22 protein-coding genes are annotated in these 20,179 nt (G+C 30.7%); 20 read left to right on the forward strand and 2 right to left on the reverse strand.

Features of this window, described 5'->3' with window-relative positions; genetic code table 11:
• Positions 1–186: 186 nt before the first annotated feature.
• The 12 genes from Q4548_RS15810 to Q4548_RS15865 all read left to right on the forward strand — a co-directional run bounded on the left by Q4548_RS15810 (position 187) and on the right by Q4548_RS15865 (position 9,406).
• Complete coding sequence (locus Q4548_RS15810) at positions 187–693, forward strand: hypothetical protein (protein WP_303456746.1); 507 nt, start codon at positions 187–189, stop codon at positions 691–693.
• A gap of 161 nt (positions 694–854) precedes the next feature.
• The gene (locus tag Q4548_RS15815) at positions 855–1,280 is read left to right on the forward strand and encodes a hypothetical protein (RefSeq protein ID WP_303456748.1); all 426 of its coding nucleotides are present in this window, start codon (positions 855–857) and stop codon (positions 1,278–1,280) included.
• 254 nt (positions 1,281–1,534) lie between these two features.
• Positions 1,535–1,894 (forward strand): hypothetical protein, encoded by a 360-nt coding sequence (locus Q4548_RS15820; RefSeq protein WP_303456750.1) that lies wholly within the window; start codon positions 1,535–1,537, stop codon positions 1,892–1,894.
• 2 nt (positions 1,895–1,896) lie between these two features.
• Complete coding sequence (locus Q4548_RS15825; RefSeq protein ID WP_303456755.1) at positions 1,897–2,247, forward strand: hypothetical protein; 351 nt, start codon at positions 1,897–1,899, stop codon at positions 2,245–2,247.
• Positions 2,248–2,454: 207 nt separating this feature from the next.
• Entirely contained in the window at positions 2,455–3,045 is a 591-nt protein-coding gene (locus Q4548_RS15830; protein ID WP_303456758.1) for a Crp/Fnr family transcriptional regulator, read from the forward strand.
• A 67-nt stretch (positions 3,046–3,112) separates the two neighbouring features.
• Positions 3,113–3,730 (forward strand): hypothetical protein, encoded by a 618-nt coding sequence (locus Q4548_RS15835; RefSeq protein ID WP_303456760.1) that lies wholly within the window; start codon positions 3,113–3,115, stop codon positions 3,728–3,730.
• A gap of 12 nt (positions 3,731–3,742) precedes the next feature.
• Positions 3,743–4,132 carry a DUF6326 family protein gene (locus Q4548_RS15840; protein ID WP_303456763.1) on the forward strand — a complete coding sequence of 130 codons (390 nt, stop codon included), beginning with the start codon at positions 3,743–3,745 and terminating at the stop codon, positions 4,130–4,132.
• The gene (locus Q4548_RS15845) at positions 4,129–5,217 is read left to right on the forward strand and encodes a serine hydrolase (RefSeq protein WP_303456766.1); all 1,089 of its coding nucleotides are present in this window, start codon (positions 4,129–4,131) and stop codon (positions 5,215–5,217) included. The genes Q4548_RS15840 and Q4548_RS15845 overlap by 4 nt, the downstream gene beginning before the upstream one ends.
• Positions 5,218–5,344: 127 nt before the next feature.
• Positions 5,345–6,838: a serine hydrolase gene (locus tag Q4548_RS15850; RefSeq protein ID WP_303456768.1), complete on the forward strand. Its 1,494-nt coding sequence runs from the start codon at positions 5,345–5,347 to the stop codon at positions 6,836–6,838.
• Positions 6,839–6,921: 83 nt separating this feature from the next.
• On the forward strand, positions 6,922–7,416 hold the full coding sequence (locus tag Q4548_RS15855) for a MepB family protein (RefSeq protein WP_303456770.1): 495 nt from the start codon (positions 6,922–6,924) through the stop codon (positions 7,414–7,416).
• Between the two features lie 510 nt (positions 7,417–7,926).
• Positions 7,927–8,751 carry an AraC family transcriptional regulator gene (locus Q4548_RS15860; protein WP_303456772.1) on the forward strand — a complete coding sequence of 275 codons (825 nt, stop codon included), beginning with the start codon at positions 7,927–7,929 and terminating at the stop codon, positions 8,749–8,751.
• A 79-nt stretch (positions 8,752–8,830) separates the two neighbouring features.
• Positions 8,831–9,406, forward strand: coding sequence for an NAD(P)H-dependent oxidoreductase (locus Q4548_RS15865; RefSeq protein ID WP_303456775.1), 576 nt, complete (start codon positions 8,831–8,833; stop codon positions 9,404–9,406).
• Between the two features lie 675 nt (positions 9,407–10,081).
• On the opposite strand, the gene Q4548_RS15870 is transcribed toward Q4548_RS15865, so the two are convergent.
• Positions 10,082–10,489, reverse strand: coding sequence for a helix-turn-helix domain-containing protein (locus Q4548_RS15870; RefSeq protein WP_303456778.1), 408 nt, complete (start codon positions 10,487–10,489; stop codon positions 10,082–10,084).
• Between the two features lie 117 nt (positions 10,490–10,606).
• On the opposite strand from Q4548_RS15870, the gene Q4548_RS15875 reads away from it, so the two are divergent.
• The 7 genes from Q4548_RS15875 to Q4548_RS15905 all read left to right on the forward strand — a co-directional run bounded on the left by Q4548_RS15875 (position 10,607) and on the right by Q4548_RS15905 (position 17,621).
• Positions 10,607–11,143 (forward strand): nuclear transport factor 2 family protein, encoded by a 537-nt coding sequence (locus tag Q4548_RS15875; protein ID WP_303456781.1) that lies wholly within the window; start codon positions 10,607–10,609, stop codon positions 11,141–11,143.
• 1 nt (position 11,144) lies between these two features.
• Positions 11,145–12,035: an NAD(P)H-binding protein gene (locus Q4548_RS15880; protein WP_303456782.1), complete on the forward strand. Its 891-nt coding sequence runs from the start codon at positions 11,145–11,147 to the stop codon at positions 12,033–12,035.
• 583 nt (positions 12,036–12,618) lie between these two features.
• Positions 12,619–13,371, forward strand: coding sequence for a hypothetical protein (locus Q4548_RS15885; RefSeq protein ID WP_303456785.1), 753 nt, complete (start codon positions 12,619–12,621; stop codon positions 13,369–13,371).
• Between the two features lie 190 nt (positions 13,372–13,561).
• Complete coding sequence (locus Q4548_RS15890) at positions 13,562–14,188, forward strand: hypothetical protein (RefSeq protein WP_303456788.1); 627 nt, start codon at positions 13,562–13,564, stop codon at positions 14,186–14,188.
• Positions 14,189–14,731: 543 nt separating this feature from the next.
• Positions 14,732–15,481 carry a hypothetical protein gene (locus Q4548_RS15895; protein WP_303456791.1) on the forward strand — a complete coding sequence of 250 codons (750 nt, stop codon included), beginning with the start codon at positions 14,732–14,734 and terminating at the stop codon, positions 15,479–15,481.
• 65 nt (positions 15,482–15,546) lie between these two features.
• Positions 15,547–16,959: a hypothetical protein gene (locus tag Q4548_RS15900; protein ID WP_303456794.1), complete on the forward strand. Its 1,413-nt coding sequence runs from the start codon at positions 15,547–15,549 to the stop codon at positions 16,957–16,959.
• 392 nt (positions 16,960–17,351) lie between these two features.
• Positions 17,352–17,621, forward strand: coding sequence for a helix-turn-helix domain-containing protein (locus tag Q4548_RS15905; protein ID WP_303456797.1), 270 nt, complete (start codon positions 17,352–17,354; stop codon positions 17,619–17,621).
• A gap of 138 nt (positions 17,622–17,759) precedes the next feature.
• On the opposite strand, the gene Q4548_RS15910 is transcribed toward Q4548_RS15905, so the two are convergent.
• Entirely contained in the window at positions 17,760–18,401 is a 642-nt protein-coding gene (locus tag Q4548_RS15910; protein ID WP_303456800.1) for a DUF6266 family protein, read from the reverse strand.
• 1,258 nt (positions 18,402–19,659) lie between these two features.
• On the opposite strand from Q4548_RS15910, the gene Q4548_RS15915 reads away from it, so the two are divergent.
• Entirely contained in the window at positions 19,660–19,965 is a 306-nt protein-coding gene (locus Q4548_RS15915; protein WP_303456804.1) for a GIY-YIG nuclease family protein, read from the forward strand.
• The last annotated feature ends 214 nt before the right edge of the window (positions 19,966–20,179 follow it).

The raw sequence follows: 20,179 nt of genomic DNA on the forward strand, positions 1-20,179 counted from the left end.
CTTAATGCGGGTTCTGTGCTTTCTCAAAGTTTTGTGTATATTTACTAAGTCGCCAAATCTTGTTGATTTGGCTTAGTAAAACTAAAAGAAACAAAACAAAAAGCTTCGGCTTAGTACGTGTTCGTAAATCTTGGCGATTTTCTTCCCGCACTAAGCCTAGCCAAAACCGTAAGCAATGCGAAAAAAATGGAACTTATAGGCAAAATTAATAGAAGAAAAATATTTTACGTTCCAATTATAAATAATTCTGAATGGAAATCTTCATTGCCCAAAAATGATTGGGTTGCTTTTACAATTGCGGATAATGAGGACGAGGAGTTAGTTCCACCAATTGTTAAGTTATGTATGGACAAAAATGTAGCTTTCACTTGTAGTGCTGGAACATTTGCACTCTCGACTGAAAACTATTTTGACGAAGAAATAGCTTTCCGAGCTTTGGACTATGAAATGAGGACAAAAAAAGAATTTGATTTTGAAAATTCACCTATTACAACTTGTCATCAAAATTTTAGCGAAGGATTTTGGTTTTCTGCTATAGCTGCTCACGACTCTGATAAAGAAATTGACACAATTGTTTGCTTAGACTTTACCAAACGAAAAGTAAAAAGACATTTAACAGAATTAATTGAGAAAATAAATAACGGTTGGTTGCCAAATGACGAGGAAATTGAACTAGCAGAATATGACAGCTGACAAAAAAGCCAGCAGGTAACACCGTATATAAAAAATAGCGGTTTTGTTGCTTAAACGTGAATGAATTTTATAAATTTAAAGTCCATACAAATCCAAAAAGTTAGTGCATAAAATCCGCTACTTTTCATCTACGAGACCGTTACCTTTTATTAAAGAAAAAAATGAAAATTCAATCTAAAATAAAACTAACGAATTTAAACAAGAATATTTTAATCGAAATTTTAGAAAAAAACAACCTTAAAGTAACTGTACAAAATGGTTTGAAATTTCAAGAAATAGTAAAACCTAATACTCCAAATGGTTATTATGTCCTAAAACCAATATTAAGTGGTGAATTCTATAGTAACGAATGGAAAATACGTATGAATTCTATTCTGTATAAATCTACTTTAGTCAGTTTAGCTTGTTATATTTTCTTTTGGGTAAATGGTACTGAAATAACAGTTCGATTCATTATTTCAATTACCGTTTTTATAATTAATTATTGGATAAATAAAAATATCATTAAAAACAGAATCGAAAGTTTAGAGTTTGAATTTAAAAAAAAATCTAAAAAAACTATCATTGAAATAAATACAACTCATTAAAAAAACAACAAAAGGCAACACCAGCCAAAATTAATACGGGTTTCTGTCCTTTCTCAAAGTTTTGTGTATATTTACTAAGTCGCCAAATCTTGTTGAAGCCTGTACAGAATTTATCGAAGTATGGCTTTGTGAAAGCAAAGAAACAAATTCAAACAAAAAGCTTCAGCTTAGTCCGTGTTCGAAAAGACTCTGCTCCTTTTCTTCCCGCACTATGCCTAGCCAAAACCGTTGGCTGTAACCAAAAAAAATAAAAAATGACATATAATATATCTGAAAATAGAAATTTATCAGATGTTGAATTTAATTTATTGAAGTACTTATTCAAAAAAGAAAAACCTGAATGGATTAACATAATCAATAATTTAAAAGTTATTGGAAAATGTGGTTGTGGAGAATGTCCAACTATAATGTTTGGAGAAAATTATGACTCTAAAATATTAAAGAATCAAAAATTATTAATTGATTATGTTGGTAAAAACAAAGAAAATAATCTAATAGGTATTATCATATTTGGAAACAAAAAAACACCCACAGAATTAGAGTTTTATTCAATCGATTCTTTGACAAAAGAAATTAAACTTTCAGAAATTCATTCACTAGAAAAAAACATTTAATTATGAATTCTGATTTAAATATTGAATTGCACGATAGCGAAATAATAAAAGTAAAAGAAAATACTTTAGAAGATACTTTAAATTTTATTATAGAATATCCAGTTGATTTTAATAAAAACATCTTTGAAAAAAGAATATTACGTTTCTTTGATTATTTGAATTATTCTGTAAAAGAAATACCTTTTGCTACTAGACCAATCATTTTGAGTTATGAAAATTTTGGGAAAATTAATTATGTAATCGGAACTGGCAGAAACAAAATTAAAGTTTCTAGATATAAAACTGTTATCAATACGAATGCTGGTACTCGAAGCTTAGAATATAACAAATTTGAATTATTAAAACTAAGTTGAACTTCTTGAAAAAAAGGCAACAACTAACACCAGTCAAAATTAATACGGGTTTCTGTCCTTTCTCAAAGTTTTGTGTATATTTACTGAGTCGCCAAATCTTGTTAAAGCCCGTACAGAGTTTGTCGAAGTATGGCTTTGTGAAAATCAAAAGAAACAAAACCAAACAAAAAGCTTCGGCCATAATTCAACACTCCAAAAAGACAGAAAATGCAGAGTTTATTATTTGATTTTATCTCAAAATACATTTCCCTTTCCGAAAAAGAAAAAGAGGTTATTTCTTCCTTAAATATTTTCAAATCTATAAAAAAAGGTTCTGTTTTACTTAAAAAAAACGAATACTCTAATAACGAATATTTTATTTTGAAAGGCTGTATTAGAACCTACTATATAGTAGATGGGGAAGAAAAAACTACAAACTTTTATACTGAAATGGAAGGGTTGACACCAAATTGTGTTCAAAATAAAAAACCTTCAGAATATTATATAGATTGTCTTGAAGATTCTATAATTACTATTTCTAACCCTGATATGGAAACAGAGATGTTCAAAAAATTTCCAAAATTTGAATCTTTGTGTAGAATTTTATCAGAAGAACTTTTAGTCAAAGAAAAAATAAACTTTGACCAATTTAAAATATCTACTCCAGAACAACGCTACTTACGTTTGTTAGAAAAAAGACCTGACCTTATTCAACGCATACCTCAACACCAATTGGCAAGTTTTTTAGGAATCAAACCACAGTCTTTAAGTAGAATAAAATCGAGAATTATGGAAAAAGAAAGAAACAAAAAACTTTAGTAACTTAAGTGAACGTTTTGTAATAAAGAACATATTTAGTTTTGCGGTAAAGCAAACAAAAATAGATATGTTTAAAAAAGTTTTAATTTTAGTTTTTACGGTTTTGATATGTACTTTAAAAACCAATGCGCAATACTCTAAAGATGAAATTGCTAAAAACCCTTGTTTTATTGGAAGTACCCTTTTTCTTTTAGGAAATTTTGCCAAAGTAAATAAGCCTGATTTCGTACAGCTGAATCTAGGCTATCGCTTAACAGAAAAAGACGTAATATCCTTAGAGCTAAAAACATGGAAATATGATTGGCCCTTGGGGATACCTTATGGAAATGCATACCAAGCTCCTAAAGAAAAATTCCCTGGTTATATTAGAGAAAAAGGATTTGCCGTTGCTTACCAACGTTTTTTATGGAAAGGTTTGTATACAGGAGTTCACGTAATGAATGCGTGGCAGAATTTTATAAATGAAGATGGACAAAAAATAGATAATGGTTTTCAAATATTCAATACTTACCGAATAGGTTATCACATAAAATTATTTAAAGGTAATTTTTTTATTGAACCTTCATTAGCTGTTACACATCGTCCGTATCATTCTAAAATGCCCCAATCTTTTAAAGAAATGGATGACAAATGGTCAAAGTTTTCATGGGGAGAACCAGGATTACATTTTGGATATAATTTTTAAAATCATAGAAAAATGAAAAATACGCCTAATGCATTATCCAAGTTATGGGTTTTCTTAACCCTAAATTACATTTTTTGTGATGTTTTCTCACTATACCTTTCCTCTCATTTACAAGAACTTTTAAATGGCGGAATTGGCGAAATAAAATTTACAGAAACCTTTCTGCTTAACTTTGCAATAATCATGGAAATACCTTTGGTAATGGTTGTGCTATCCTATTTTATGAAACTTAAAATCAATCGAATCATCAATATTATTGCAGCTACCTTTATGATTATTATACAAGTAGGAAGTTTAGCAACAGGTAAAAACAGCCTACATTATTGGTTTTTTAGCAGTATTGAAATAAGCACATTACTATTAATAATAGGTATTGCATTTAATGGGTCCACTAAGAAATGAACAGATATATATTACCACTTTGCATTACGCTTCTAATTACTAGTTGCGGTACACACAAAGCTCAATTTAAAGGAGAACCTTTTGAAAAATACAAACCTTTAGAGAATACTAGCTTCACACAACAAAAATTAGATTCATTAACAAATTATATAAAAAACAACCTTGAGACAACAGGAATGTTAATTTTAAAAGATGGGAAAAAGCTTTATGAATATGGAGATATTAAAGAAGTAAGTTATATTGCTTCTTGTCGTAAAAGTGTTTTAAGCATCTTGTACGGAAAGTATGTTAAAAATGGTACCATAAACTTAAAACAAACCATTGGAGAAATTGGTATTGATGAAGACAATGGATTGTTAGAAATAGAGAAAACAGCAACCATTGATCATATTATAACATCTCGTTCTGGTGTGTTTTATCAACCCGTTAATGGCGGATATGATAAAACCAATATTTTACAAAGAGGCACGGTAAAACCTGGAGAATATTTTGTTTACAACAATTGGGACTTTAACGTAGCTGGTGCTATTCTCGAAATGAAATCTGGAAAAACTGTGTATCAAGAAATTGAAGAACAACTTGCTATTCCACTAAAGTTTCAAGATTGGAATATCAAGAATCAAAAAAAGAAATACAAAAAAAGCAAATCAAGATACCCTGCTTATCACATCTATATATCAACTAGAGATATGGCTAAAATAGGGCAACTTATGCTTAATAAAGGCAAATGGAATGGAGAACAACTAATTTCTAAAAACTGGATTAAAAAAATTACAACCACGGTAACTCCAACAAAAACAATAAACAAACGCTATAATCTAGACAAGGCAAGTCCTTTTCAATTTTCTTATGGTTATATGTGGTGGTTGGTCGATAATTTTAAAAACGCCCCTAATTTTGAAGGTGCGTACACAGCACATGGTTGGGGAGGACAATTCATTACTATTATTCCTAAACTAAACATAGTGGTAGCACACAAATATAAAGTTCCAACTCTAGTAAATTGGGGACTAAAACCTGGTGGTGTGGCAAATCATTCTTTTTGGCAATTATTGTATGATTTTATTGCATCAGAAAACAAATAAAAACCATAAAAGCCTTAATTAATAGTACAATTACAATAATTTTAATTCCAATAGTTTCATCTTGCATTACAAATGCGATCTAATGTTGTCAGTAAATAAATCAAGCATCTAACAAAAACAAAAATTAATGAAAAAATCAACATTAATACTTTTCCTTTTTCTAATCACAAAATTAACTTTTGGACAAGAAATTAAAAATCGTTTAAACGGAATTGACCAAGAAATAGAAACTTTACGCAATTCATACAAAGCAGTTGGGCTGTCTGTCTCAATCGTACAAAATGATAAAGTAATTTATTCCAGAGGTTTTGGCTATAGAAATTTAGAAGAAAAGTTACCAGCAACAGAAAATACAGTTTTTCCAATTGGTTCTGCAACAAAAGCCTTTACAGCTTCACTTTTGGGAATATTGGAATCAAAAGAAAAAATTTCATTAAAAGAAAGACCAGCTATTTACATTCCCAAACTTCAATTTTATAACAACAAAATGAATGATTTAATAAAAATCGAAGATTTGTTATCTCATAAAAGCGGTTTAGGTAGCCTTGACGGCTCACTTATTTTGTTTCCAGAAAATAACAAACTAAAAACTATTGAACGTTTAAAATACTTAAAACCAAATGGAGAAATTAATGACAGTTGGATATATAGTAATATGGGCTACACCATTGCAGGAACAATTATTGAGCAAGTAACAAATGAAAGTTGGGATAAAAACGTAAAATCAAAAATATTTAGCCCTTTAAAAATGAACCATTCTTTTACCGACTTAAAAGAAATGAAAAACTCAAATAATTTTTCTTATGGTTACGGTATGTCAGATGGAAAAACGGAAAAAGTACTGTATGAAGACTATTATTCATACAGTCCAGCAGGTGCAATCAAAAGCACTTCTAACGATATGGCTAATTGGACACTGACTTGGTTAAACAATGGTCAATTTGACAAACAGCAGGTCATTCCAGAAAATTACGTCAAAAACGCAACTAGCATTCACAATATTAGACCTCAAGATAGTGCAGATTCTAACGCTTATTTATTTGGTGATGGTTTTGGTTGGCGAGTGCAATCTTTCAAAGGGCATTACAAAATTAACCACGGAGGAAATACTTCAGGTTTTAGTTCTCAAGTTGTAATGTATCCGAATGACAAATTAGGTATTGTAGTTCTAACAAATCAACAAAATTCTATTTTACCCTACATAATTGCCGATGCCATAACAAACAGAATGTTAGATTTACCAAAAACTGAATTGAACCAATATCCTATAATAGTTAATGACATTAACAAAATTGACACGGAAATTAAAGGATTGAATAAAGACAAAATTTCAACTCATAAACTATCAGAGTTTTGTGGCAAATATTCCAATAAAGGTTATGGTACATTTGAGATAATCCAAGAAAACAATTCTTTATTTATTACATTTCCAACTTTTAAATTTAGATTAGAACATCTTTATTATGATATTTTTGTCATGAAACAAATAAATGATATTCCTCAAGTTATGAATCCAGAATTTGCTCTGAATTTTTTGACCGGCAACAATGGGAATATTTCAGCTACCAAAATAAAATTACAATCTAAACCTGTGGAATTTATAAAACATACCGAAGAATAAAACTACTGCTAACAGCATATATAACCGTAAATAATGCCAAACAAAAATTTCCTGCCAAATCAAAATTAGGCTGAATAAAGAGAATGGACAGTAATTTGAACCAAATAAAAAGGGAAGTTTACGAAAAAAGTGGACTGAAAATAACGGACTTTCAAACCGAAAAAGAAAGCAAAGAATATGCTGCGTGCCGATTTGAACTGAACGGACGAAAAATAATAAGTCGGAATTCTAAAATTACACCTAAAAAAGTTGGACAGTTCGTAACATTCTGGAAAAGAAACGGAAATGGACCAATTGAACCGTTTGATGAAAATGACCTAATTGATTTTTATACTGTGAACGTAAGGTCTGAAAACAAATTCGGACAATTTGTTTTTCCCAAATCCGTGTTGATTAAAAAAGGAATAATCTCAACAGAGAAAAAAGAAGGGAAAAGAGCATTCCGAGTTTACCCAAATTGGGACATTGCTAAAAACAAACAGGCAGAACAAACGCAAAAATGGCAGTTGAACTATTTTTACTTAATTAATAACGCAACAGACTTTAAAAAGGTGGCGGAATTGTATAAATCTGAATAAACATTTTACAACAACACATATAAAAAAATAGCTCAGTAAGTACAAAACTCAAAGTTTTACACATTTTTTTATTACTTTAACTCCTTGTACATTTGGGGATCTTAAAAAACCTAAATGTCAGTTTGAGTGCTTTTGAGGTACGAAAAAGTATATCGAGAACTATTTCTGATATTAAAATTCTCATTCTCTATAAGACAGAATTTCACCCAAATACACAACGGGTAATATTATTTTCTAAAGTACCTACTCCCATACACAGTTCCTATAAATTTATTTTACAAATAAATCAAACACCACTCATTGCTATTGCTTATCGCAAGTAATTTACATCTAGCATTTGTTAAGAACTCTTGTATTTTGTGGAAAAGTATGCATAGGAACAACATCCTTAAAAAACTACCTTTATAAATAAATTAAACATTGATAACGTATTTCTTTTTTTGGAGGGAATGTTACCCAACATTAGCAGCAACCCTACCAGACCATCACACAAAAATCGAAAGCTAGAAAATGACAGAAAAAGAGGAAAAATATAGAAACTTTAAAATAACTGTACCAACAGACTATCAAGATATTTTTTCTCATTTTTATTTTGCCGAAAATAAAACCACTAAAGCCATTACCAAAACATTACTTCCTTCTTATCAAACCATTTTAATTTTCAATTTTGGTGCAACAACTATTCTTTATTCAAAACAAAAAACAAAAATCAAAGTTGACAAATGTCTTGTTATGGGACCTATAAAGCATTCTTTCGATTATTCGTTACCGCCAAAATCAAAAATATTAGTTGCAAATTTTAAAGGCGATGCATTTTACCGTTTCTTTGGAAATGCTTCGGTTGCAGAACATTTACCTACCAATCCAGACGAGTTATTAGGCGAAAATTGCTTTACTGCTCTATGGGAAGAACTTAATAAAATAAATAATACAAATCATCAGTTAACCTATATTCTGAATTTTTGTAAGCCTTATTTAAAACAGAGAAATGTTATAGCGGAAAAGTTGACAAACTTTAATGATGAAATTTTAAACCCAATTAAATACGTTGCAAGCCAACAAAATCAAACAGAAAGAAATATCCAACTCAACCATAAGAAACATTTAGGATATACTTCAAAAGAAATCAACCGATACCAACGATTTCTAAAAGCTATTGAGTTGATACAAACTTATGCAACTGTATCATCTAAAATCGATTGGTTTGAAATCATTAGCGAATGCGGCTATTACGATCAAAGCCAGCTCATTCACGATTTTAAGCATTACATCAACATTAGCCCAACTAAATACCTGAAATCCCAACAAGATATTTGTAATCCAAAAGTAGAATAACCTACATTTCGTTTTCTTACAATTTTAGCAGAAAGTGCTACGCTACATTTGTGCTATCAAACTAAAAAAATAGAGAACAATGAAACATTTAATTATTTACGCGCACCCAAATAAAGGTAGTTTAAACCACCATTTATTACAAACAGTAATAGACAGTTTAAAGACTAAAAATCACGAAATAGTGATTAGAAATTTGTATCAATTAAACTTCAATCCTGTGCTTTCATTAGAAGATATGGATGGACAGCGAATGGGAAATGTCACAGACGAAGTAAAACAAGAACAGCAATATATTTCCTGGACAGACCACATCACATTTATTTATCCAATTTGGTGGACAGGAATGCCTGCCATGATGAAAGGATATATTGACCGTGTTTTTAGTTATGGTTTTGCATATCGTTACGATCAAGGTGTACAAAAAGGCTTGCTCACAGACAAACTGACAACTATCATTAATACACACGGAAAATCACAAGCCGAATATGAAAGTATTGGGATGGATAAAGCACTTTCGCTTACGTCTGATAAAGGGATTTTTACTTATTGCGGTCTTGAAATTAATCAACATTTCTTTTTTGATAAGGCTGACAAGGCTAATTCAGAAGAAATTGAAGAATGGACTGCCAAAATAAAGACACTCTTTTCAAAATGATATATGTCTTCAAAACTTCAGTTACAACTAAAAAATTAGCAAAGCAACTAAAGCCTCATCTTGACGAAATTTGCATAAAAGGAAATTGGAATTTTGACCTTGACGACTGCGACAAAATTTTACGTTTAGACGTAACCAAAGAGCAAAAGAAAGAAACCATATTATTACTAAAATCACAAAATATTCTTTGTAAAGAATTGTATTAACTCGTTGTGCATTTGGGAATTTTAAAAATCCTAAATGTCAGTTCGAATGCTTTTGAGGTACGAAAAAGTATATCGAGAACTATTTTTGATATTAAAATTCTCATTCTCGATAAAATTTTACTTCATTTCATTCCGAAAAACCACTCGAAAAGACAGAATTTCACCCAAATGCACAACGGGTAATATTATTTTCTAAAGTATCTACTCCCATACACAGTTCCTAAAAATTTATTTTATAAATCAAACACCACTCATTGCTATTGCTTATCGCAAGTATTTTACATCTAGCATTTGTTAAGAACTTTTATCTTTTTTACAAAAGTATGCATAGGAACAACATCCTTAAAAAACTACCTTTATAAAAAAATTAAACATTGATAACGTATTTCTTTTTTTTGAGGGAATGTTATTCAACGTTAGGTGCAAGATGCGAATGAAAAAATCGAAAATAGAATTGAATAATATTTTATCACTTTCTAGGCTTTTTCTTGGAATAAATTTTATTCAGTTCATCTTCCCAATCCAAAGACCAGTCGAATAGTAATGATAGAGGTTCAGATAAACTTCTGCCAAATTCCGTGAGTGTATATTCAACTCTTGGAGGTACTTCAGGAAAAACTTTACGTTCGACCATTCCATATTTCAATAGTGTTTTCAATGTTTGAGCCAACATTTTTGGTGTAATGCCTTGAACTTGTCTTTGAATTTCACTATTTCTTTTTGTTCCTTGTAAAAGGGACATAATAATCAGTAAAGTCCATTTATCTGCAATTAAAGAAAAAGACCTATGCAGAATACAATCTTCATCAAAAACCTTTTTTTTTGTTACAGATTCTTCAAACGGAATTTTTATTTTATTTTTTTTTAACGCTTCCATTAGTATTGTTTAGTGAATTACTACCTAAAAGTAAGTATTGTACTGTTTAGTGCCTTCTTGTGAGGTGCAAAGGTATTACATAATTTTGCGATTAATAATTTAAAACAATAGAACTTTATGAAATTTACACTTTTTAGATTGGGCAGGATATTCTTAATAATCCTTTCATTAACGTTTATAAACGAAGCTCAATCGCAGGAAAAAATCTTAAATCAAAAACGAATTGATGTAAGCAAACACAAAGCAATTGTGGATGATTTATTGAATGGTTTCAATACTGGAGCAAGTGCAAGCATCAAACTATTTCACGAAGATGCAATTATTGAATATCCTTATGCTTATTCATTGGGAACTCCATCAAAATTGAACAAAAAAGAGTATGAAACCTATTTGGAAAATGCGTTGAGTAATATGCCTAATATGGAATTTACCAATGTGAAAGTTTACACAGTAAATAAAAATATCTTTTGGGCGGAGTTTCACGGAGAATTTACCGTACCAACCACCAAAAAAAGATTTAAAAGTGATTATGTAGTTAGAATCATATTAAAGAAAGGTAAAATTTTAAACCTTAAAGAATATTGGAATCCATTAGCTGCATCAGCATTTAGCGAAGAAAAAGACGTAAAAAATATATTTAAAAAAGATAAGTAATATGAAAATAGCAATAGCAGGAGCAACAGGAAACGTAGGAAAAATTGTTATCAAAGAATTAGCAAAAACAGACCACGAACTTGTATTGTTGGTAAAAGACATTAATGCGGCAGCAAAAGTATTAGAAACATTGAATACAGATAAAACAATAATTCAACAAACAAATATTCTAAATACGGATGAAGTCGTATCGGCAACAAAAGATTGCGATGTACTGTTTTGGATGGTGCCACCAATAGTAAGTTTACCAAGTTTAAAAGAGGTTTACGACAAAGTAATTACGGCAGGTACAACAGCAGTAGCCAAAAACAACATTAATAGAGCTGTCATCATATCCTCGTTGGGTGCTCATAGAGGAAGTGGTTTGGGAACAATATCCTATGTTGGAATTATGGAAGATGAATTTAAGAAAGTTACTGACAATGTAATGGCAATTCGTCCAGGTTATTTTATGGAAAATTTTATACTTCAAAAAGAGTCTATTTTAAATAAAGGCTTTTTTACATTTCCGTTTGACGATGACCATAAAATACCGTTTGTAAGTTCAGACGATATAGGATTTGAAGCTGCAAAACATCTTGCAAACGGCAATTGGAAAGGTCATTTAATAAAAAGGGTTATGGGACCAGAGAATCTAACTTGTAAACAAATAGAGAACATTTTTACAGAAACTTTGAACAGACCAGTTGTATATAAACAGGAAAGCTACGATGCTGTGAAAAAGACCTATGCACAATTTGGACTTAATGAAGCGATTCAAGAAGAATTTTATGATTTATTAAAAGCACTTGGAGACAAAAATGGAGCATATTCCATAGAGAGAACAGCAGAAGACTCTACACCAACAACATTGGAAAGTGTAATTAAAAACAAAATTTTGCCGACAGAATAAACACTATACACAACAATGAACTGAGGTAAAAACAACACCATTCTTCATTAAATCTAAACACTTTTATCATACTGAGCTTACAAATCCATCAACGGATTTTGTAAGCTTTTTTATACTATTATACTCGTTGTGCATTTGGGAATTTTAAAAAACCTAAATGTCAGTTCGAGTACTTTTGAGGTACGAAAAAGTATATCGAGAACTATTTTTGATATTAAAATTCTCATTCTCGATACACTTTTTCTTCATTTCATTCCGAAAAACCACTCGAAAAGACAGAATTTCACCCAAATGCACAACGGGTAATATTATTTTCTAAAGTATCCATTTGTATACACAGTTCCTAAAAATTTATTTTACAAACAAGTGAATCAAACACCTCACATTGCTATTGCTTATGGCAAGTGTTTTCTATCTAGCATTTGTTAAGAACTTTTATCTTTTGTGCAAAAGTATGCATAGGAACAACATCCATAAAAAACTACCTTTATAAAAAAATGAAACATTGATAACGTATTTTCTCTTTTGGGGAATGTTATTCAACGTTAGCGATAACCCTTAACAATATATAAAAGAAAGAAATATGTATAGAACTATTTTACTTTTTATTATTCTATTGACTTCAATTCAACTTTCAGCTCAAAATAGTAAAGTAGAAGTCACAACAAGACATGGCAAAGTATGCCTAATAGTTAAATCTGTTGTTCTCTCTACTCAAGGAGACGTTTTAAATATCATATCTCCAAATAATATAGATAGTAAAAGTGTTATCAACGTAATCCAGACTGTTAATGAATGTAGAAATATTCAAGAAAATTCATCAAGCTCAAGGAGTACCAATCAGGGAATCGAAAACATAGAATCAGGAGAGTATTCTTATGACATACGTGGTAGAGTTGTTAGAAAGAGTTCTTATGATATTTCATATGACATACATGATAGAATTGATAGAGTTGGCTCTTATGATATTTCATATGATATACATGGTAAAATTGATAGAGTAGGTAATTTAGATATTTCATATGACATACATGACCGAATAGATAAAATAGGTTCTAAAGACATCTCATATGATATTCACGGTAGAATTGATGAAGTAGGCTCAATTGATATTTCATATGACATACATGACCGAATAGATAAAATAGGTTCTACTGATATTTCATATGATATTCACAATAGAGTAGATAAAGTAGGCTCAATTAATATTTCATATGACATACATGACCGAATAGATAAAATAGGTTCTAAAGACATCTCATATGATATCCACGATAGAGTAGGTAATTTAGGTATTTCATATGACATACACGGTAGAATAAAAGAGATTAAATAAATTTTGAACATTTCTAAATAGAATATGGGCAACCGCTAACAATGTATAAAAATAATAGCCGAAATAGTAGTAAATTCAAGGGGTGCAGCCCGCTTCAACTTTTCTGTAACTTGACAGAAAAGTGCCACGCAGTCGGCTACTATTCTTATACTCAACGTTGAACAATTAATAACATTTTTAATATTATAACATGAGTAATATTACCTTAAAATTATTATTGAATACTATTTTAATAATTAGTTCTGTATTTAAATCTTATACTCAGGAAAATTTAAATTTTATAAATAAGGTTAAGTATACTATCTTAGATTCAGACTCTAAAAGTTTTAGACCATTTTTTGGAACTGACTCCCGTGATATCACGTTTAAGCTAATTGAATTAAAGAATCTTAAAACAGATTCAATTATATACGGTGTAGAAGTTAATATAAATACTAATGAAATTATACAATCTGGAAAATCAATCGCATTTACAAATGTTAGTAGTTTGTGGGGAGTGTCAACAAATACTACTTATGATAATATTGAAAAAAGTGGATATATCTTTCTGGATAAAAATGATATGAGTGATATTTTAAATTTCCTTAATGAGATTATTAAGTTTTCGAATCAACCACAGGAGAAATTCACGCTTTACAAGATTTCAATTAGGGAAAAATTTCAAATAGGGATGGTATATGACCCTGAAAATAACAATAGTAATAAATGGGAGTTTGTTTTCAAAGCTAATGATGCTGTATACAGAATGAAATATGATAAAGGATTTTCTTTGTTATTAAGTTTATCAAAATTTAATAAGTTTTTAAATGAAAATTAAAGACATTAAAAGTGTCTAACAAAAAACTGAGGTAAAAAACAACACCATTCTTCATTAAATGCAAACACTTTTATCATACTGAGCTTACAAATCCATCAACGGATTTTGTAAGCTTTTTTTATACTATTATACTCGTTGTGCATTTGGGAATTTTAAAAATCCTAAATGTCAGTTCGAGTGCTTTTGAGGTACGAAAAAGTGTATCGAGAACTATTTATAACACTAAAATTCTCATTCTCTATAAGACAGAATTTCACCCAAATGCACAACGGGTAATATTATTTTCTAAAATATCTACTCCTATACACAATTCCTGAAAATTTATTTTACAAACAAATAAACCAAACACCACTCATTGCTATTGCTAATGGCAGGTGTTTTACATCTAGCATTTGTTAAGAACTTTTATCTTTTGTGGAAAAGTATGCATAGGAACAACATCCTTAAAAAACTACCTTTATAAATAAATTAAACATTGATAACGTATTTCTTTTTTTGGGGAAGAATGTTATCCAACGTTGTATACAATTAAAAATCTTCGATATGGACTTAGCAATAGCTATTGTAATATTTATAGTCTCTTTCTTGTTGGTTCTTTTACTCAGAAAGAAAATTGGAAAGGAATATGAAATTAAAAACACTGATATCCTAATTGGAATTATACCTTTAGCTCTGTGGCTCCTTTTGACGGGAAAAATTACAAACTTTGAATACGGAGACCTGAAAATAACAAGTGCTTTTACTCAAGCAAAAAACAAACCAATTACGGGGACTATAACTGATATCTATAAGAGTAATTTGCCAAGTGCAGAAAAAGGGTCAATTTATGAACTTGAACGTACGCTGGAATCTAAACCAGAAGCACTTATATTTTACTCTGGTCAAAAACGGTATGCTTCTGAAGTAATCGAAGAGTATTTAAAGGCGTTATCGACATCTACATTGAAATACCTAATTATTAAAAATACAGCCGATGACTTTGTAGGAATGGTATCTGTTGACCAATTCATGTCCCAGACTCTCTCCGAAGACCCTATAATTGAACCTTATCAATTTGCTCAATGGTTGAATAATGGTGAAGATGACCAATATTCTCTGATAAAGGGATTTATTACTCTCGAACAGTCACTTCCTGAAACAATAACAAAAATTGAGGCACTAGAGCAGATGGAAAAATTAAAGACCAAATTCTTACCTGTCGTTGCTGAACGGTCATTTGTAGGTATAATAGAAAGAGATCAACTATCTACAAGTCTTTTGATGGACATTTCTAAAAATATTAATGAAAAGTAAAAGAATACAACACTGTATAAACGGCATTAAAACGACCGTTTATACTTTACGCTGGGTATAATTATATGGAAAATAGAAAATGTAACATAAAATCATGTAATAATAATCATTATGATTTATTACTCTGTTCTTTTCATTTTAAGTGTTACATTGTAGACAATAATATTAAAAATAAACTTTCTAGACTGCAAAGAATAGTTGAAAAAAAAGCTAATACTAAAGACATAATTATTTATCGGATTCATGTTTTATTCTATCTTACAACAGGAATTAATGTGTCATATGTAGAGCGTTTTCCGTTAGAAACTCTTTATCTTCATTTTAAAAATAAAATTTACACTGAAGAAAAGTTGAATTTTTCTATTAATCAATTTTTTTCAAATTTTGAATATGAAAAAAATAGAGAATTGAATTTAATAAAGAATCATTTTTTGAAAACTGAGAAAAATCTAACACCAATTAAAAAATTTACTTTTAACAAAGAAGCAAAAAAAGAGACTATATATTTTATAATAAATACAATAGTATATTTATGCACATATTATTATACTAAAGATCAACTACATGATAATCAATTATACTTTGATAATTTTTCAGTATTACTTGTATTATCAATTGCAATTATTCACTCAGGTATAATATTCTCTAATTCAGCAAAAGATCTTATCAATCAAAGTATTAATAAACAGCTTTTTAATGAAAAAAATGAAAATGAAACTTTCTTAAAAGACGTTAATAAATATCTTGCTCATAAGAAGCTTATGGAGAAATGGCGTATAACATCTATCATTACAATAATATTAGTTAATCTGAAATTTTGTTTTAATTTAATAATTAATAATAACTTCAATATTACGATAGATATCATTTTAAATTTATATCTATACCTATCATCATTACTTTTATCCATAAAAGTTTGGAATTTATTATGGAGAAACAGTTATACTTTAGGTATTATAAAAAAACTTAAAAGTTTTAAAAGTTTTAAGTTTGAACTTTATGATTTAGATAAAAACTTAGGTATTGGTGTTATTAAATCATTTGTGAAATCTGTGCTAATTTATAATATGGTAGTAATTTTCACGTTTTTTATTTTCATTGAACAAGGAAACTTAAAAAGTCATGAAAATTTTATCGTAATATTAGGTATACTATTAATCTTTTTAGCAATATATATTTATTCAAGTATCGAGATATTTAGTTTAATTAAAACCTTGAAATATCAATTTCAAAAATTACAAAAAAATGAATTGAATAATTTATCTAAAAGTAATTCTGTATCTAGAATAACTAAGTATGAATTTATTGAAAAACTTAAATTAGATTTTTTTTTAAAAAACAATACTGTCTTAAAAACTACATTATATATAATTCCATTTATCATTTCACATTTTATTTCTGAATTTAAAAATGAAATTAATTCTTCATTTTTGGAGTTTATTAAATATATTAACTCTAAAATAAATTATTTGCAATAATATAACTACACCTAACACCTACTAAAACTTCATACAGGTTCTGTGCTTTCCTCAAAGTTTATCTATATCTACTAGGCAGCCGCCAAATCTTGTCAAAGCCTGTACAGAGTATATCAAAGCATGGCTTAGTCAAACTAAAAAAATCAAACACAAACACCTAAACTTGTAACCCCTCACACAACAACAAAATTTCAAATCAACTCACAACCTTCAAACTTTGCCCAAACAGTTTTTTTTATGTTTTAACGTTCACTTTACATAAAAAACACACAAGCAGACACCTCGTTACCAACACCTTAGCATTGTGTATTTTTTAGCATTAAAAAAAAATAATTATATTAGTAGTATAAGCACCTCTATTTCAGGGGTGTGTATACCTTAAATAAGCTATTATGAAAAAAGAAAAAAAGAACAACCCTGTTCTAAAACACACCCTTTTAGAGTTTGATGCCCAATTGTTAGAAAATGAAATATGGTTAACTACAGAAGAAGCCATGTCACACTTAAACCTAAGTAGAAGTACCATTTACAGATTAAGAAAAAATCAAGACATTCCTACTTTTAAACTAGGTCGTATTCCCATGTATCCAAAACACTTTTTAAACAAGCTGTTCATACAAAAATCTATTTGCAATCTAGAAAAGAACGCAGTCGGTAGCTAAATCTCTAACTACTTTTTTAAACCACAATCCAATTACAAACACATAAAAAAAACGTATTAGCGTATAACACAAAAAATGTTACACGCTAATACGCTTTACAGAGGCTATACACAGCTTGCCTTATTTACACCCCTACTCTTACAGCACCGTAATAGCACCCATATAAGTACTAGTGGCAGCATAATTAGTGTTTGGTTTGCTAAAAGAAGCCCATACTTGCACCTCAAAACCAGCCATAAAATTAGGCAAAGTAACCGTTGCCGTAGTAGCATCTCTCGTAGCCACTAACACATTACTATAAAACAAATTAAGATCAGGAGCATAAACCACCACCATCAATTCATCCGTGGCAGTAGCTTTTCCCTGTCCGCTATTGTCTTGCCATCCAAAAACAAGCGTTTGTGTAGCACTCGCCGTTAACGTACCTGCATCAATACCTCTTAAATCACCCTTACTTATCAACACCTTGGCATAATCCATAACCATGCCCGTTGGGGTAGGTACCACTGCATTTTTAAGATGATAAGAAGTTGCCAAATTAGAACGAGATTTATCTCCCTGTGGACTCCCAAAATAAAGGGTCAATACATCCACAATAGGACTTAAAAACTCAATAACAGTTTTAAATTTCTCTCGCTGTTCTTCCTGTTTCGCTGTAGGCATACGGCTGGTACGTTGTGGCAAACTACGCATCACGTTTTTACCACGCCATCGTGTACCCACTACATTACCAACTTTACCAGAAAACCCACCAAGAATACCTTTTTCAAATGTTGCCATAACTCTTTTTTTTAAATTAATACACTACAAACATAAAACCTAAACACCTCAAAAACAACACCCTGACACATACTGACCGCTATTGACACAAAGAAACACCCCCTGACCTCTCATGACCCATTCTGACACATCCTGACCTGTTATGACCTCTTGTGACCTGTCATGACCTCTCCTGACCCACAAGTCGGGTTTTTAGGGGGTTTTGTTCGGGTTTCCTTCGGGGATCCTTCGGGAACGCTTAGGCTGTATTTTTAAAAAATGGACGTTTTTGGGAGAAACCCCGAACAAACCTCGAACAAAAGTCTTTGAGCACTGCCATAAGCTTCGAGTCTGGTTGCTAATTACATTATTTTTATAACTTAATATATGGCTAGTTAGGGTCTTCGAGCGTGGTTGCAGAGCGGAATCGAAGTAGAGTTCAAAAGCATCACGGTCTTCGAGCGTAGTCGAGAAGCACAGTATCCCGAAGTATTTCAACTAAAAATAAGCATTACAAGTTCTCGACTGCGCTCGAACACCGTGTAGGTATAATCTTAAATACCGAAGAAAGGGGCATCATGAACTGTTATGGTCTTCGAGCGTGGTTACTAATCACATCGTTTTTATAACTTAATATATAACTAGTAGGGTCTTCGAGCGCAGTCGAGAAGCAAAGTGTCAAAGGAGAATAAAAATACAAAGAAGTATTAAAGGTTCTCGACTGCGCTCTGCAACCACACTCGAACACCGTGTAGGTATAATCTTAAATACCGAAGAAATAGTCATCATGCACTGTTATGGTCTTCGAGCGCAGTCGAGAAGCAAAGTGTTAAAAGAGAATGACAATACAAAGAAACATCACCAGTTCTCGACTGCGCTCGAACACCGTCTAGGTGTAACCCTAAGCACCTCAAAAAAAAGGGGCATCATACCCTCTAGGGTCTTCGAGCGCAGTCGAGAAGCAAAGTATCAAAGGAGAATGACAATACAAAGAAACATCACCAGTTCTCGACTGCGCTCGAACACCGTGTAGGTATAACCCTAAGCACCTCAAAAAAAAGGAGCATCATACCCTCTAGGGTCTTCGAGCGCAGTCGAGAAGCAAAGTGTCAAAGGAGAATAAAAATAAAAAGAAGTATTAAAGGTTCTAAGCTACACTAAAACATCCTCAAGTACAGGTTTTCAAAACACCCTACGAGCGTAATACTCTATAAATCAAAACCAAAGAAAAACAAGTAAAATAGAACATCAACAAAAAAGTCTTAACTTAGGATAAAAAATGGCTGGTTACTTATACATTTTACAATGTTCCGATGGTACATATTACACAGGAAGCACAAGAGATTTAGAAAAAAGATTAGCAGAACATCAATCTAAAAAAGGAGCTAATTATACCAAAACTAGATTACCAGTTACATTGGTTTTTCAAGAATCATTTTTAAATATTGCGGATGCTTTCTATTATGAAAAGAAAATTCAAAAATGGTCACACGCTAAAAAAAAAGCACTGATTGATAATAACTGGGAACTTTTGCCTAAGCTCTCTGAGTGTAAAAATGAGACACATTTTAAACGTGAAAAGTAAAGAGATCTTTAGGTTCTCAAATTGGGTAACAAGTTCTCGACTCTACTTCGACTCCGCTCTGCAACCACTTCAGGGTCTTCGAGCGTAGTCGAGAAGTAAAGTGTCAAAAGAGAATAAACAATACTAAGAAGCATTAAAGGTTCTCGACTCTACTTCGACTCCGCTCTGCAACCAAACTCAAACACCGTGTAGATATTATATAACTTCGTATTGT

The organism is Wenyingzhuangia sp. 2_MG-2023 (genome assembly GCF_030548295.1).
Classification (GTDB): domain Bacteria; phylum Bacteroidota; class Bacteroidia; order Flavobacteriales; family Flavobacteriaceae; genus Wenyingzhuangia.

Coding starts and splice junctions, on each gene's coding strand:
- Q4548_RS15810 (WP_303456746.1), top strand. CDS start 187: ATGGAACTTATAGGCAAAATTAATAGAAGAAAAATATTTTACGTTCCA.
- Q4548_RS15815 (WP_303456748.1), top strand. CDS start 855: ATGAAAATTCAATCTAAAATAAAACTAACGAATTTAAACAAGAATATT.
- Q4548_RS15820 (WP_303456750.1), top strand. CDS start 1,535: ATGACATATAATATATCTGAAAATAGAAATTTATCAGATGTTGAATTT.
- Q4548_RS15825 (WP_303456755.1), top strand. CDS start 1,897: ATGAATTCTGATTTAAATATTGAATTGCACGATAGCGAAATAATAAAA.
- Q4548_RS15830 (WP_303456758.1), top strand. CDS start 2,455: ATGCAGAGTTTATTATTTGATTTTATCTCAAAATACATTTCCCTTTCC.
- Q4548_RS15835 (WP_303456760.1), top strand. CDS start 3,113: ATGTTTAAAAAAGTTTTAATTTTAGTTTTTACGGTTTTGATATGTACT.
- Q4548_RS15840 (WP_303456763.1), top strand. CDS start 3,743: ATGAAAAATACGCCTAATGCATTATCCAAGTTATGGGTTTTCTTAACC.
- Q4548_RS15845 (WP_303456766.1), top strand. CDS start 4,129: ATGAACAGATATATATTACCACTTTGCATTACGCTTCTAATTACTAGT.
- Q4548_RS15850 (WP_303456768.1), top strand. CDS start 5,345: ATGAAAAAATCAACATTAATACTTTTCCTTTTTCTAATCACAAAATTA.
- Q4548_RS15855 (WP_303456770.1), top strand. CDS start 6,922: ATGGACAGTAATTTGAACCAAATAAAAAGGGAAGTTTACGAAAAAAGT.
- Q4548_RS15860 (WP_303456772.1), top strand. CDS start 7,927: ATGACAGAAAAAGAGGAAAAATATAGAAACTTTAAAATAACTGTACCA.
- Q4548_RS15865 (WP_303456775.1), top strand. CDS start 8,831: ATGAAACATTTAATTATTTACGCGCACCCAAATAAAGGTAGTTTAAAC.
- Q4548_RS15870 (WP_303456778.1), bottom strand. CDS start 10,489: ATGGAAGCGTTAAAAAAAAATAAAATAAAAATTCCGTTTGAAGAATCT.
- Q4548_RS15875 (WP_303456781.1), top strand. CDS start 10,607: ATGAAATTTACACTTTTTAGATTGGGCAGGATATTCTTAATAATCCTT.
- Q4548_RS15880 (WP_303456782.1), top strand. CDS start 11,145: ATGAAAATAGCAATAGCAGGAGCAACAGGAAACGTAGGAAAAATTGTT.
- Q4548_RS15885 (WP_303456785.1), top strand. CDS start 12,619: ATGTATAGAACTATTTTACTTTTTATTATTCTATTGACTTCAATTCAA.
- Q4548_RS15890 (WP_303456788.1), top strand. CDS start 13,562: ATGAGTAATATTACCTTAAAATTATTATTGAATACTATTTTAATAATT.
- Q4548_RS15895 (WP_303456791.1), top strand. CDS start 14,732: ATGGACTTAGCAATAGCTATTGTAATATTTATAGTCTCTTTCTTGTTG.
- Q4548_RS15900 (WP_303456794.1), top strand. CDS start 15,547: ATGGAAAATAGAAAATGTAACATAAAATCATGTAATAATAATCATTAT.
- Q4548_RS15905 (WP_303456797.1), top strand. CDS start 17,352: ATGAAAAAAGAAAAAAAGAACAACCCTGTTCTAAAACACACCCTTTTA.
- Q4548_RS15910 (WP_303456800.1), bottom strand. CDS start 18,401: ATGGCAACATTTGAAAAAGGTATTCTTGGTGGGTTTTCTGGTAAAGTT.
- Q4548_RS15915 (WP_303456804.1), top strand. CDS start 19,660: ATGGCTGGTTACTTATACATTTTACAATGTTCCGATGGTACATATTAC.